The sequence below is a fragment of the Streptomyces sp. NPDC052012 genome, from assembly GCF_040689265.1.
Lineage (GTDB): Bacteria > Actinomycetota > Actinomycetes > Streptomycetales > Streptomycetaceae > Streptomyces.
In genome coordinates this window covers 25,667-38,966 of the sequence record NZ_JBFAXA010000019.1, presented here as the reverse complement: position 1 = coordinate 38,966, position 13,300 = coordinate 25,667, and the positions used below count along the sequence as shown (strand labels likewise).

General features: G+C 70.7%; 12 protein-coding genes. 8 read left to right on the top strand and 4 right to left on the bottom strand.

Features of this window, described 5'->3' with window-relative positions; genetic code table 11:
- Nucleotides 1-26: 26 nt before the first annotated feature.
- Nucleotides 27-1,442 (top strand): FAD-linked oxidase C-terminal domain-containing protein, encoded by a 1,416-nt coding sequence (locus AB0412_RS25940; protein WP_366404983.1) that lies wholly within the window; start codon nt 27-29, stop codon nt 1,440-1,442.
- Between the two features lie 49 nt (nt 1,443-1,491).
- Here the strand turns inward: AB0412_RS25940 and AB0412_RS25935 are convergent, their stop codons facing one another.
- Entirely contained in the window at nt 1,492-1,902 is a 411-nt protein-coding gene (locus AB0412_RS25935; protein ID WP_366404982.1) for an SsgA family sporulation/cell division regulator, read from the bottom strand.
- A 268-nt stretch (nt 1,903-2,170) separates the two neighbouring features.
- Here AB0412_RS25935 and AB0412_RS25930 point away from each other — a divergent pair, with 268 nt between their 5' ends.
- Together AB0412_RS25930 and AB0412_RS25925 are read left to right on the top strand one after the other, a co-directional pair.
- Nucleotides 2,171-3,916 (top strand): RDD family protein, encoded by a 1,746-nt coding sequence (locus AB0412_RS25930; RefSeq protein ID WP_366404981.1) that lies wholly within the window; start codon nt 2,171-2,173, stop codon nt 3,914-3,916.
- Nucleotides 3,917-3,988: 72 nt separating this feature from the next.
- On the top strand, nt 3,989-4,702 hold the full coding sequence (locus AB0412_RS25925; protein WP_366404980.1) for an RDD family protein: 714 nt from the start codon (nt 3,989-3,991) through the stop codon (nt 4,700-4,702).
- Between the two features lie 27 nt (nt 4,703-4,729).
- Here AB0412_RS25925 and AB0412_RS25920 read toward each other — a convergent pair whose 3' ends face one another.
- A complete protein-coding gene (locus tag AB0412_RS25920; RefSeq protein ID WP_366404979.1) occupies nt 4,730-5,062 on the bottom strand; it encodes a hypothetical protein in 333 nt (110 codons plus the stop codon).
- Between the two features lie 412 nt (nt 5,063-5,474).
- Here AB0412_RS25920 and AB0412_RS25915 point away from each other — a divergent pair, with 412 nt between their 5' ends.
- Nucleotides 5,475-7,826, top strand: coding sequence for an immune inhibitor A domain-containing protein (locus tag AB0412_RS25915; RefSeq protein WP_366404978.1), 2,352 nt, complete (start codon nt 5,475-5,477; stop codon nt 7,824-7,826).
- Nucleotides 7,827-7,948: 122 nt separating this feature from the next.
- Nucleotides 7,949-8,275 (top strand): hypothetical protein, encoded by a 327-nt coding sequence (locus tag AB0412_RS25910; RefSeq protein WP_366404977.1) that lies wholly within the window; start codon nt 7,949-7,951, stop codon nt 8,273-8,275.
- Between the two features lie 59 nt (nt 8,276-8,334).
- Here AB0412_RS25910 and AB0412_RS25905 read toward each other — a convergent pair whose 3' ends face one another.
- Entirely contained in the window at nt 8,335-8,922 is a 588-nt protein-coding gene (locus AB0412_RS25905; RefSeq protein WP_366404976.1) for an isochorismatase family protein, read from the bottom strand.
- A 128-nt stretch (nt 8,923-9,050) separates the two neighbouring features.
- Nucleotides 9,051-10,397: a nicotinate phosphoribosyltransferase gene (locus AB0412_RS25900; protein ID WP_366404975.1), complete on the bottom strand. Its 1,347-nt coding sequence runs from the start codon at nt 10,395-10,397 to the stop codon at nt 9,051-9,053.
- A gap of 57 nt (nt 10,398-10,454) precedes the next feature.
- Between AB0412_RS25900 and clpS the strand changes: the two genes are divergently transcribed.
- From clpS to AB0412_RS25885, 3 genes are all read left to right on the top strand, one after another.
- Nucleotides 10,455-10,772 (top strand): ATP-dependent Clp protease adapter ClpS, encoded by a 318-nt coding sequence (gene clpS / locus AB0412_RS25895; RefSeq protein WP_366404974.1) that lies wholly within the window; start codon nt 10,455-10,457, stop codon nt 10,770-10,772.
- A 12-nt stretch (nt 10,773-10,784) separates the two neighbouring features.
- Nucleotides 10,785-11,387 (top strand): DUF2017 domain-containing protein, encoded by a 603-nt coding sequence (locus AB0412_RS25890; RefSeq protein ID WP_366404973.1) that lies wholly within the window; start codon nt 10,785-10,787, stop codon nt 11,385-11,387.
- A gap of 385 nt (nt 11,388-11,772) precedes the next feature.
- Nucleotides 11,773-13,191: an amino acid permease gene (locus AB0412_RS25885; protein ID WP_366404972.1), complete on the top strand. Its 1,419-nt coding sequence runs from the start codon at nt 11,773-11,775 to the stop codon at nt 13,189-13,191.
- Nucleotides 13,192-13,300 lie beyond the last annotated feature (109 nt).

The window sequence follows — 13,300 nt, the reverse complement described above, 5'->3', positions numbered from 1 at the left end:
ACACCGATGGCCGCGGGTGCGAGGCTGTGATCATGAGCCGTATCGAAGCGCGACGCGATGAAGACACGGTGGCGGCCGGCCCCCTCGTCGACGGGCTGCTTCGCGGACTGCCCCCCGAGGCCGTCCTCACCGACCCCGACGTCACGGCCTCCTACGCCAACGACATGGCGAGCTTCTGCCCGGCCGGCAGCCCGGCCGTGGTCGTCCTGCCCCGCACGGTCGAACAGGTCCAGCACGTCATGCGCACCGCCACCGAGCTGCGCGTCCCGGTCGTCCCGCAGGGCGCCCGCACCGGTCTGTCCGGCGGCGCCAACGCCACCGACGGCTGCATCGTGCTGTCGCTGACCAAGATGGACCGCATCCTGGAGATCAGCCCGGTCGACCGGATCGCGGTGGTCGAACCCGGCGTCGTCAACGCCGCCCTGTCCCGCGCCGTCGGCGAGCACGGCCTGTACTACCCGCCGGACCCCTCCAGCTGGGAGCAGTGCACCATCGGCGGCAACATCGGCACCGCCTCGGGCGGCCTGTGCTGCGTCAAGTACGGGGTGACCGCCGAGTACGTCCTCGGTCTCGACGTCGTGCTGGCCGACGGCCGCCTGATGTCCACCGGCCGCCGCACCGCCAAGGGCGTCGCCGGATACGACCTGACCCGGCTGTTCGTCGGTTCCGAGGGCTCCCTCGGCATCGTCGTCCGCGCGATCCTCGCCCTGCGCCCCAAGCCGCCCGAGCAGCTGGTGCTGGCCGCCGAGTTCGCCTCCGGCGCCGCAGCCTGCGACGCGGTGTGCCGGATCATGGCGGGCGGGCATGTCCCCTCACTCCTCGAGCTCATGGACCGTACGACCGTCAAGGCGGTCAACGACCTGGCCCACATGGGCCTGCCGGACTCCACCGAGGCCCTGCTGCTCGCCGCGTTCGACACCACCGACCCGGCCGCCGACCTCGCCGCTGTCGGCGCGCTGTGCGAGGCCGCCGGCGCCACCCAGGTGGTCCCGGCGGAGGACACCGCCGAGTCCGAACTGCTGCTCCAGGCACGGCGGTTGTCGCTCGTCGCCCTGGAGGCCGTCAAGGGCACCACGATGATCGACGACGTGTGCGTGCCCCGCTCGCGGCTCGGCGAACTCATCGACGGCGTCGAGCGGATCTCCGAGAAGTACCGGCTCACCATCGGCGTCGTCGCCCACGCCGGGGACGGCAACACCCATCCGACCGTGTGCTTCGACGCGCAGGACCCCGAGGAGTCCCGGCGGGCCCGTGAGTCCTTCGACGAGATCATGGCGCTCGGCCTGGAACTCGGCGGCACCATCACCGGGGAACACGGCGTCGGCGTGCTGAAGAAGGAGTGGCTGGCGCGCGAACTCGGGCCGGTGGGGCTGGAGATGCAGCGGGCCGTCAAACAGGTCTTCGACCCGCTGAACATCCTCAACCCGGGCAAGCTGTTCTGAGCCTTCTGAGCCTTCCGGGCCTTCCGCGCCTTTCGAGCCTTCCGCGCCGTCACTGGGCCAGCAGTTCGGCCAGCCCGTCGTCCAGACCGAGCTGCCCGCCCTCGCTGCCGGGCGGCACCGCGAGCAGCGTCCGCTCCAGCCAGGCCGACACCTGCGCCGCCGGGGCCTCCAGAAGGGCGTCCCCGTCGGGTGAGGTCAGCGCCATCAGCACGACACTGCGCCCGTCCGCCTTCGACGGCCACACCCGCACGTCCCCCTGCCCGCACGGCCGGAAGACGCCCTCGATCAGCAGGTCCCGGGCGAACGTCCAGTGCACGGGGAAGGCCGAGTCGACGTGGAAGGTGATGTGGACGGCGTAGGGGTCGTCGCTGCGGTAGCCGAGCCGGGCCGGCACGGGGACGCTCCGCTCCGGCGACAGGATGAGCCGTAGTTCCAGTTCGCGCTCCACCACGATGTGCATGGCGTGTGTTCCTCTCCCGTGAAGGTGCCCCGTGAGGGGCCGTCGGGAGGAGAGAGCGGGCGGAGGCGGCGGCATTACGCGGGTCCGGGAGACTTTTTCGCCCGAGCCCGACCGCCCGTTCCGGCCGCCGCTCCCGTGAGGGTCACCGGCAGGTATCACATCAGTGCCCCGAAGGGGTGGGTCCGGTGGGACGGGCCGTGGGGGTTGCGCGGGTCTGATAGATGTGGAGCCCCCCGACCCACCCCCGAGCAGATACGGGACGACGGACATGAGCGCCCCAACCCCGGCACCCGGCGACGACAGGCCCCGCGAAGGGTACTACCCGGATCCGTCCATTCCTGGATATGTCCGGTACTGGAACGGTGCCGCCTGGGTACCGGGCACGAGCCGCCCCGCGCCCGCGAACGGGGAGCCGCTCGCACCGCCGCCCGGTGCCGCGCCCTCCGTCGAGGAGACGGGACCGCACTTCTTCGACGAGGACCCGGTCGAGGAAGTGGGACCCGCTGTCCCGGAGTCCCAGCACGGCAGCCGCCCCGAGCCCGCGTCCGCGTGGGGCGCCGACCGCTCCCGCCAGTCCGGCTTCGGCGGCGACCAGGACCGCAGGGTCTCCTGGGGCACGGACCCGAGGGTGCCGCACACGTCGACACCGCAGCAGAAGCCCGAGACGTCCGCGGACACCCCGGAGCCGAAGGGCTCCGCCGCCGCGGGCAACACCTTCGTCTTCCGCAGGCCCACACCGGGGCCCGGCACCGCCGAGCCTTCGGACGCCGCCGACGACGACCAGGGGACGATCACGTTCCGCGCGGTGAAGCCGCGCACGGCCGATCGCCCCGGGAACACGGGCGCGGCGGCTTCCGCCGGTGCGCGGGGGTCCGCCGCGGACGCGGGCGGTTCCGGGTCCGGCGCCGCAGGCCAACGGCCCGGCGGCGCGGGCGCGAGCAGTGCCGCAGCAGGTGTGGCCGGGGCCGCCCCGGGCGGCGTGCAGGGTGCGGGCGGGGCCGGAGCGGGATCGGCGGCGGCTCCCTCGGGCCCGGCCGGCACGGCTGTCGGGGCGGCGGGTCCCGGGCGGCCGGGCTTCCAGGCAGGGCAGGCCGCTGCCGCGCGGGCTGCCGCCGGTCAGGCGGGGGCCGGTGCTCCCGGGGGCTCCGGCGCCCCTGCGGGGACGGGGACGTCGGGCCCCTCCGCCGCCCGGGCGGCAACCGGGGCAGCCGCTCCCGCCTCCCCGGCAGGCAGCGCGCCCGCCGCCGCCCCGACCGCCCTCTCCGGACCCCAGCAGGCGCCCGACCCCTCCGCCGTACCGCCGCAGTCCGGGGCTCCCGCCGCCCAGGCGGGCATCGCGGCTGCCGCCCCGTCCGCCGTACCGCCGCAGACCGGTGTGCCCGGTGGCGCGCCGTTGACCAGTGGTCCCGGTGGTGGGCAGTCGTCGTGGGCGCAGCAGGTGCACCGGCTGGCGGGCGGGGACGACGTGCCGGTCGCGCCGTGGAAGCCGCCGGTCGAGGACCCCTTCCAGGCCGCCGCCCGGCGCCAGGCATCCGCCCGCCCCGCCGGCCTCGGCAAGCGGTTCGCCGCCCGGCTGCTGGACACCCTCGTCCTCGGCGCGCTCACCGCCGTGGCCGCCGTGCCGCTCGGCCTGAAGGCGGTCGACCACGTCAACGCGAAGATCGACGCGGCCAAGCTGTCCGGTGAGACCGTCACGGTCTGGCTCCTGGACGGCACCACCTCGGTCTACCTCGGCATCGTCCTCGGTGTCCTGCTCGTCGCCGGTGTGCTCACCGAGGTGCTGCCCACCGTCACGTGGGGCCGCACCCTGGGCAAGAAGCTGCTGGGCCTGGAGGTGCGGGACATCGAGGCCCACGAGCCACCGGAGTTCGGCGCGGCCCTGCGCCGCTGGCTGGTCTACAGCATCCCCGGACTGCTCGTCGTCGGTGTGGTCGGTGTCGCCTGGTGTCTGTTCGACAAGCCGTGGCGGCAGTGCTGGCACGACAAGGCGGCGCACACCTTCGTCGCCGGCTGAGCACGCGTCAGCCGTACTCCGGACGGCGGCGCGCCGGATGCGGAGACCCGGGGTTCGCGGTCGACTCGGGCCATGAGCACCGAACCGCCCCCCGGGTCCGGTCAGCAGCCGCCGGACGACGACCCGTTCAAGAAGCAACCCCCACCGGGCCAGGGCCCCGGGCAGGGCCCGGGGCCGGGCGCGGGCTCTCCCTACGACTCGCCGTACGGCAGCCAGCCCCCGCCGTACCAGGGCGGCGGCGGTGGCGGACCGTACGGTCCAGGCGGCCCCGGTGGTCCCGGCGGCCCTTACGGTCCGGGCCCCGGCGGTCCCGGAGGTCCCGGCGACCCCCTCGCCGGAATGCCCCCGCTCGCCGACAGCGCCCGGCGCACCCTCGCCCGCATCATCGACATGATCCTCGTCGGCGTGGTCGTCTGGCTGCTCACCTGGGCGTTCAACGTCAACGACTACGACCTCGACGGCGATCAGGTGGAGGTCGGCACGACCTTCGGGCAGTCGCTCATCGCCGCCGTCCTCTACATCGCGTACGACACCGTCCTGACCGTGCGCAACGGCCAGACCCTGGGCAAGCAGTTGCTGAACATGCGGGTGGCGAACCTCAATGACGGCGCCAACCCCTCGATGCAGACCGCGCTGATCCGCGCCGCCGTGCTCTGGCTGCCGTTCGCCTTCTGCTGCGCGTGCGTCTGGACCGCGATCTCGGGCGGCTGGAGCTTCTTCGACCGGCCCTACAAGCAGGGTCTGCACGACAAGGCGGCCAAGACGGTGGTGGTCAGCACCCGCTGACGCGAGGATCCCCGTGCGGGGCGTGTGTCAGGACGCCGCCCGCTGCCGCACGGGCTCGCGCACACCCTCCCGCATTCCCTCGCGCGCCGGAGCCGGGACCGTGGCCCGCACGGGCTCCGCGGACGCGGCCGGTACCCGTGTCCGCTGCGTGGACGCGAGCCGTACCGGCGCGACCCGGCGGGGACGGGCGGACGGCACCGTCAGGGCCACCAGGAGTCCGAGGGCGAGTGCCGTGACGGCGACGACCGCGACCCCCACACCCGAACTCGTCCGGGAGATCAGCAGCATGGCGAGGGTCGAGAAGACCACGGTGCACGAACCGTAGGCGAACTGAGCGACAGTCGGACGGGGCATGGCCATCGTGTCCTCGAAGTCGGGGGCTGTCGGCCTGGCATTTCCGCCGGCTCAATGGCGTTCCGCCAAGCGACTCTAACCGCGAGCGTGCCCGAGCGGAACGGACAGTAAGCGTGACCTAACCGACAGGGTCGGTGCACAGGGGGCGCACGGAGTCATGGCGTCCACCCAGTGGACAGGCGCACGCGCCGGTGTCACATTCACCCGAGCCCCGCCCACGCCGTCTTCACCCCGGCTGTCCGTAAAGCGAACATCGTCTCCGCATAGTGCACTTGACTTGTGCAAGTCAAGGTCTGTCTTTTCCGGCGAACCTCTAGTCAAATGTCGTCACTTGACTACACGCGTGGATCACGCGTGCGCGGACTCGTACTGCCTCTGACCCCCCATCCGCGCACGCGCACGCGGGGGAGGAACTCAAGTGACCAGCAGACCCTGGACGTTCAGAGCGGCGGCCACAGCCGTCGCGATCGCCGCGGCCGCCGCGACGCTCTCCGCCGCCGGCGTGGCGCAGGCGGACTCGCCGGCCCGCCCGGAGGCCGTGGACCGCCACGACCCGCACCCGGCGAAGGGCAACCACGCGCACGACCTCAAAGGCCCGCTGAGTGACACTCAGGCGGCCCAGCGGGAAGAGGCGTTGAACCAGGTCATCTCCGGCAAGGCCGCGGTGAAGAACCGTGACGGCTCGAAGGTCGTCCAGCTCAAGAGCAAGAAGGGCGACAGCAAGTACGTCGAGCTCGGCCGGGAGAAGACGGACAAGATATTCACCATCCTGGTCGAGTTCGGCGACCAGATAGACAGCCGCTACGGCGGCACCCCCGGTCCCCTGCACAACCAGATCGCCAAGCCGGACCGCAAGAAGGACAACTCGACGGCCTGGCGCGAGGACTACGACCAGCAGTACTTCGAGGACCTGTACTTCGGCCACGGCAAGGGCGTCGACTCGGTCAAGACGTACTACGAGAAGCAGTCCTCCGGCCGCTACTCGGTCGAGGGCGAGGTCTCCGACTGGGTCAAGGTCCCCTACAACGAGGCCCGTTACGGCAACAACGCCTGCGGCGACACCAACTGCCCGAGCGTGTGGAACGTCGTCAGCGACGGCCTGAACGCCTGGGTCGCCCAGCAGAAGGCGGCCGGCCGCACCGACGCCCAGATCAAGGCGGACGTCGCCCGCTACGACGAGTGGGACCGCTACGACTTCGACGGCGACGGCGACTTCAACGAGCCCGACGGCTACATCGACCACTTCCAGATCGTGCACGCCGGCGAGGACGAGTCCGCGGGCGGCGGCGCCCAGGGCACCGACGCGATCTGGGCCCACCGCTGGTACGCCTTCGGCACCGACGCCGGCGCCACCGGCCCCGAGAACAACAAGCTCGGCGGCGCGAAGATCGGCGAAACCGGCATCTGGGTCGGCGACTACACCGTCCAGCCGGAGAACGGCGGACTCGGCGTCTTCGCCCACGAGTACGGCCACGACCTCGGTCTGCCGGACCACTACGACACCGCCGGCGGCGAGAACTCCACTGGCTTCTGGACGCTGATGTCGTCCGGTTCCTGGCTCGGCACCGGCAAGAACGAGATCGGTGACCTGCCCGGCGACATGACCGCCTGGGACAAGCTCCAGCTGGGCTGGCTGAACTACGACACCGCCAAGGCCGGCGTGAACTCCTGGCACAAGCTGGGGGTCGCGGAGTACAACACCAAGCACAAGCAGGCGCTGGTCGTCCAGCTGCCGAAGAAGGCCGTCACCACCGAGATCATCACCCCCGCCGAGGGCAAGACCCAGTGGTGGAGCGGCAGCGGTGACAACCTCAAGAACACGCTGACCCGTTCGGTGGACCTCACCGGCAAGGCGAAGGCCGAGCTGACCTTCGACGGCTGGTACGACATCGAGGCCAACTACGACTACCTCTACACCGAGGTGTCGACCGACGGCGGCGCCAACTGGACGGCGATCGACGGCACGGTGGACGGCCAGCCGATCCCGCGCGACGGCAGCGACAAGCCCGCCCTGCACGGCACGCTCGACGGCTACAAGAAGTTCGCGTACTCCCTGGACGCCTACACCGGCAAGAAGGTCGACCTGCGCTTCCGCTACCAGACCGACGGCGGTGTGGCCCAGAAGGGCTTCACGGCCGACTCGATCAAGGTCACGGCGGACGGCGAGGCGCTGTTCACCGACAACGCCGAGACCGAGGACGCCGCCTGGACGGCGAACGGCTTCACCCGCCAGGGCGCGTCCTTCACCAAGGACTACGCGCAGTACTACATCGCCGAGAACCGCCAGTACGTGTCGTACGACAAGACCCTCGAGGTCGGCCCGTACAACTTCGGCTTCACGTCCCGCCCGGACTGGGTGGAGCACTACGCGTACCAGAACGGTCTGCTGATCTGGAAGTGGGACACCTCCCAGGCGGACAACAACACCAGCCAGCACGCCGGCACCGGTCTGGTCCTGCCGGTCGACTCCCACCCGACCGCGCTGAAGTGGTCCGACGGCACGCTGATGCGCAACCGCATCCAGGCCTACGACTCGCCGTTCAGCAAGTACCGCACCGACGGCATGACGCTGCACAAGGCGGACGTGGCGACCTGGATCCCGGGCTCGAAGGGTGTTCCGGTCTTCAACGACCGGACCAACGACTACTACGACGAGTCGAACCCGACCGCCGGCGTCAAGATCACTGACACCAACACGAAGATCAAGATCGTGAAGGAGGCCAAGGACGGCTCGACGATCGAGCTGGAGGTCGGCCCCGCGGGTAGGTAATCCGCATCCTCGCAGGTCAGAGTGTGATCGGCGGTGACCCCCTGGCGGGTCACCGCCGATCCGTGTTTAGGTGCGTCCTGTGGTTCTCTTATTGACACCGGCTGACACGGGGGTGTGACCGCATGGCCGCAGGAGGTTTCTGCAAGCTGCCGAACGGCACGGTGGTGGTGGCACTGAACCTGCCCAGCCCCGCCGCCGAGGCACCGTCCGGGGTACGGGTCCTCGTCCACGCCCAGAACAGGTCACGCGCCCTGACCAGGCTGCGCAACCTGGGCCTGCGAGCGATCTACCTCAGGGGCAACGCCGCCCCGCCGACCCCCGACGAGATCACCGCGGTCCTCCACCACCCCGACGGCCTGATATGGCGCACCACCCCGGCGGCGGATCTGACGGTGGAGCTGTGGCACCCGATCAGAGCCCTGCTGAGACGGCCGGCAGCACCGGCGTGACCCCGGGCCCTCAGCCCTGACGCCTGATGCCTGACGCCGCGGCCGGCAAGGTTCTGGCCCTACTGGACGACCGGCTTGCCCGTGAGCTCCACGCCGGCCTGCCGCAGCTCCTCCACCGCACGGTCGGTGGTGTCACGACCCACCCCGGCGGTCAGCTCCAGCAGCACCCGCGTCCGGAACCCTTCCTTCACCGCGTCCAGCGCGGTGGCGCGCACGCAGTGGTCCGTGGCGATGCCCACCACGTCCACCTCGTCGATCTCCCGCCCGCGCAGCCAGTCCGCCAGCTTCACCCCGTTCTCGTCCGCGCCCTCGAACCCGCTGTACGCCGCCGAGTACGCCCCCTTGTCGAAGACGGCGTCGACCGACCCGGAGGCCACCGCGGGCGCGAAGTTCGGGTGGAAGCCGACCCCCTCGGTCCCGGCGACACAGTGCGCGGGCCAGGAGCGGACGTAGTCGGGGTTGTCGGCGAAGTGCCCGCCGGGCGCGATGTGGTGATCGCGGGTGGCCACCACATGCCGGTAGCCCGCGGGTGCCTGCCCGATCAGCTCGGTGATCGCGGCGGCCACCTCCGCCCCGCCGGCCACGGCGAGGCTGCCCCCCTCGCAGAAGTCGTTCTGCACGTCGACGACGATCAAGGCGCGGCGCATGTCGGTGTCCTTCGACTATGGGGTCGGGTGGGGAGCGGGCCCGGCCGGTGAACCTCCGAGCCTATTGAATTGCGGGCGATGCGCACAGGGCCCGGGGGCCCGGAGAGCGCTTGCGGACCGGACAGCACCTAGCTACCCGAGCCGCCCCGGACGTACTCCGTCGGAATGACGGGTTCCCCTCGGGAGAGCTGGGTGGCGGACAGCGGCAGACCCGCCCGTGCCGCCGTGTGCCGGTCGCGCACCGCGTCCAGCGGCTCGCGGGCGAGCACCTCACCGCCCTTGATCAACTGCACCAGCAGCTGCCGGTCCGCCAGCTCGTCCGGCACCGGACCGGTGCCGACGACCTCCGCCTCGGCGACGCCCTCCGCGTCCAGCCGCCGCGCGGCCCACTTGCGGCCGCCGATGGAGGTCTTGCCGCCGGAGGACTTCTTCGCCACCGGCACCAGCGGCGCCTGCGGATCCGTGGACTCGGCGCGGGCGACCAGCTTGTAGACCATGGAGGCGGTCGGGTGCCCGGAGCCGGTCACCAGCTGGGTGCCGACGCCGTACGCGTCCACCGGTGCCGCCGCGAGCGAGGCGATGGCGTACTCGTCGAGGTCCGAGGTGACGATGATCTTCGTGCCGGTGGCGCCCAGCTCGTCCAGCTGCTGCCGCACCCGGTGCGCGACCAGCAGCAGGTCACCGGAGTCGATGCGCACCGCGCCCAGCTCAGGACCGGTGATCTCGACGGCCGTACGGACCGCCTCGGCGACGTCGTAGGTGTCCACCAGCAGGGTCGTGCCCCGGCCCAGCGACTCCACCTGCGCCCGGAAGGCGTCCCGCTCGCTGTCGTGGAGCAGCGTGAAGGCGTGGGCGGCGGTGCCGACGGTCGGGATGTTGTAGCGGAAGCCGGCCGCCAGGTCGGAGGTGGAGGCGAAGCCGCCGACGTACGCGGCCCGGGAGGCGGCCACCGCGGCCAGCTCGTGGGTGCGCCGGGCGCCCATCTCGATCAGCGGCCGGTCTCCGGCGGCGGACGACATCCGGGAGGCCGCCGCCGCGATCGCCGAGTCGTGGTTGAGGATCGACAGGATCACCGTCTCCAGCAGCACACACTCGGCGAAGCTGCCCTCGACGCGCATGATCGGCGAGCCCGGGAAGTACACCTCGCCCTCCGGATAGCCCCAGACGTCACCCGAGAAGCGGTACGAGGCGAGCCAGTGCAGTGTCTCCTCGTCGACGACCCGCCGCTCGCGCAGGAAGCCCAGGACGCCCTCGTCGAAGCGGAAGTTCTCCACCGCGTCCAGGACACGCCCGGTGCCCGCGACGACGCCGTAGCGCCGCCCCTCCGGCAACCGCCGGGTGAAGACCTCGAAGACACTGCGCCGCCCGGCCGTACCGGCCTTCAGCGCGGCCTGCAGCATCGTCAGCTCGTAGTGGTCCGTGAAGAGCGCCGTCGACGGGACGTCCACCGGCAGCCCAAGGTCCGCTGTGTTCATGGCAATCATCGTACACCCCTTTTCGTCGGTGTGACGATTTCTGGAAGCCGTGGCAGCATGGGCCATGTGACGTCACCCGCACCCCTGGAGATCGAACGCACCGAGTCGGCGGAGGAGACCTTCGCCGTACCCGAGCCCGACGTCCCCTGGGTCACGATCGTCCACAACGACCCGGTCAACCTCATGAGCTATGTGACGTACGTCTTCCAGACGTACTTCGGCTACTCCAAGGACAAGGCCACCAAGCTCATGCTCGACGTCCATCACAAGGGCCGCGCGGTCGTCTCCAGCGGCACCCGCGAGGAGATGGAGCGGGACGTCCAGGCCATGCACGGCTACGGTCTGTGGGCCACCCTCCAACAGGACCGGAAGTAGCGAATCGCCTCCATGCCAGGACACTTCGAACCGCTCCCCGGCGGCGGCGCGGCCGTCGCCCTCGACGAGGTCGAGATCTCCATCATCCGGTCCCTGGCCGTGCAGCTGATGGAACTCATCGGCCCCGGCCCCGCCGAGGACGCCGGCGCCGACCCGCTCGCCGAACTCTTCGCCGAGGGCCCGAGCGAACCCCCCGCCGACCCCGTGCTGCGCCGGCTCTTCCCGGACGCCTACAGCGACCCCGAGGGCGCTCCCTCGCCCAAGGCCGCCGAGGAGCAACGCGCGTACTCCGCGGAGTTCCGCCGCTACACCGAGAACGACCTGCGGGCCGGCAAGCGCGAGAACGCCCTCGCGGTGATCCGCTCCCTGGACGCGCTCACCGCGGCGGGCGAGGGCGGGGCGGTGCTCAAGCTGTCGCCCGACGAGTCCCGGCAGTGGCTCGGCGCGCTGAACGACCTGCGCCTCGCGATCGGCTCCCGGCTGCAGATCGACGACGAGGACGACACCGACGTCCTCTACCGGCTCCCCGACGAGGACCCGCGCAAGCCGATGGTGATGGCGTACCTGTGGCTCGGCGGGCTCCAGGAGACGCTCGTCTCGACGCTGATGCCCTGAACCGACGGCCGTTCATGCCGTGAATCCGTCGCAGATGTCCGGAAAAGTTCGCTGACGTGTTCGCTCAGAGGACGCTCAAATCCGGATAACGATCCCGTCAAAGCGGCCACCACCTATGGGCTTTTCAGGTGCCCTTTGTCCGCTTCTTCCTGTGGTGTGCGCCACAAACCGCCCGAGTGATCAGTATGGCGGCCGTGATAAATCTTCACGACCGCCCGGCGAACACCACCCGTATGTTCCGTCGGGTGCGCCACCGAGCCGGTAACCACCGGCCAGGCACGAGCGGAACCTCGCGGTCCGCTCCGCTCCATCAGTCCGGGGGGATCGAGACCCGATCCGCGGCCGACCAACGGCCCGGGTCGGCATGGAGAAAGGCGCACTACCCATGACCTCTGCGAAGGTCACCGACGCCCCTGAAGAGGGGTACGAGCGCGGGCTCGGCAGCCGTCAGGTCCAGATGATCGCGATCGGCGGCGCCATCGGCGTCGGCCTGTTCATGGGCGCCGGAGCGAACATCGCGAAGGCCGGACCCAGCATCATCCTCATGTACGCCCTCGCCGGCGTCGTCATCTTCTTCATCATGCGGGCCCTGGGCGAGCTGCTCCTCTACCGGCCCGTCTCCGGCTCCTTCGCCGAGTACGCCCGCGAATTCCTCGGTCCGTTCTTCGGCTTCGTCACGGGCTGGACGTACTGGCTCATGTGGGTGGTCACCGGCATGGCCGAGCTCACGGCCGCCGCCATCTACATCCACTTCTGGTTCCCGGAGATCCCGCAGTGGGTCAGCGCCCTGGTGTTCCTGGTGGTGCTGTTCGGCGTCAACCTGATCTCCGTCAAGATCTTCGGCGAAGTCGAGTTCTGGTTCTCGATGATCAAGGTCACCGCCATCATCGGCATGATCGTCATCGGCCTCGGCGTGCTCACCCTCGGCTTCTCCGACGCCGGTGACACCGCCGCCGTCTCCAACCTCTGGTCGCACGACGGGTTCTTCCCCAACGGCATCGGCTCCAGCCTGATGACCCTCCAGGGCGTCATGTTCGCCTACCTCGCCGTCGAGCTCGTCGGCGTCACCGCGGGCGAGTCCGAGAACCCCGAGAAGACCCTGCCCAAGGCCATCAACACCCTGCCCTGGCGCATCATCGTCTTCTACGTCGGCGCGCTCCTGGTGATCCTCTCCGTCGTCAAGTGGACCGAGTTCTCCGCCGGTGAGAGCCCCTTCGTCCACGCCTTCGGCAAGATCGGCATCCCGCTCGCCGCCGGCATCGTCAACTTCGTGGTGCTCACCGCGGCCCTGTCGTCCTGCAACTCCGGCATGTACTCCACCGGCCGGATGCTGCGCGACCTGGCCTCCAACAGCGAGGCGCCGCAGGCGTTCGGCAAGCTCAACGCCCGCAAGACGCCCGCCGTCGGCATCGCGGTCTCCGTGGCGCTCATGGGCATCGGCGTGGTCCTGAACTACGTCGTGCCGGAGAAGGCGTTCCTCTACGTCACCTCCGTTGCCACCGCGGCCGGCATCTGGACCTGGATGATGATCCTCATCAGCCACATCCGCTACCGCGCCGCGGTCGACGCCGGCCGGCTGCGCGCCTCGCCCTTCCCCGCCCCCGGCGGCGCACTCTTCAGCTGGGTCGCGCTCCTCTTCCTCATCGGCGTGACCTGCATGATCGCGTACGACAAGGACGCGCGGGTCTGCCTGTACGTCGCGGCCGGCTGGGCCGTCGCCCTCGCCATCGGCTGGGCGATCCTCAAGAGCCGCAATCCGCAGATCGCCGAGCGCCGCGACCCGGAGCTCGAGAAGGTCGGCTGACCCCCCAGGGACGCCTGGCGGCAGGGAGTTCTCGTGGCACTCCCTGCCGCCGCCGCTCAAGGCGTCCAGCATCCGGGCCGTCCCGTACCACCCCTCGGTACGGGACGGC

What these genes read in the sequence shown, in the direction of transcription:
- AB0412_RS25935 (WP_366404982.1), bottom strand. Translation starts at nt 1,902, where the DNA reads ATGCACATCGTGGTGGAGCGCGAACTGGAACTACGGCTCATCCTGTCG.
- AB0412_RS25930 (WP_366404981.1), top strand. Translation starts at nt 2,171, where the DNA reads ATGAGCGCCCCAACCCCGGCACCCGGCGACGACAGGCCCCGCGAAGGG.
- AB0412_RS25925 (WP_366404980.1), top strand. Translation starts at nt 3,989, where the DNA reads ATGAGCACCGAACCGCCCCCCGGGTCCGGTCAGCAGCCGCCGGACGAC.
- AB0412_RS25920 (WP_366404979.1), bottom strand. Translation starts at nt 5,062, where the DNA reads ATGGCCATGCCCCGTCCGACTGTCGCTCAGTTCGCCTACGGTTCGTGC.
- AB0412_RS25910 (WP_366404977.1), top strand. Translation starts at nt 7,949, where the DNA reads ATGGCCGCAGGAGGTTTCTGCAAGCTGCCGAACGGCACGGTGGTGGTG.
- AB0412_RS25905 (WP_366404976.1), bottom strand. Translation starts at nt 8,922, where the DNA reads ATGCGCCGCGCCTTGATCGTCGTCGACGTGCAGAACGACTTCTGCGAG.
- AB0412_RS25900 (WP_366404975.1), bottom strand. Translation starts at nt 10,397, where the DNA reads ATGAACACAGCGGACCTTGGGCTGCCGGTGGACGTCCCGTCGACGGCG.
- clpS (WP_366404974.1), top strand. Translation starts at nt 10,455, where the DNA reads ATGGGCCATGTGACGTCACCCGCACCCCTGGAGATCGAACGCACCGAG.
- AB0412_RS25890 (WP_366404973.1), top strand. Translation starts at nt 10,785, where the DNA reads ATGCCAGGACACTTCGAACCGCTCCCCGGCGGCGGCGCGGCCGTCGCC.
- AB0412_RS25885 (WP_366404972.1), top strand. Translation starts at nt 11,773, where the DNA reads ATGACCTCTGCGAAGGTCACCGACGCCCCTGAAGAGGGGTACGAGCGC.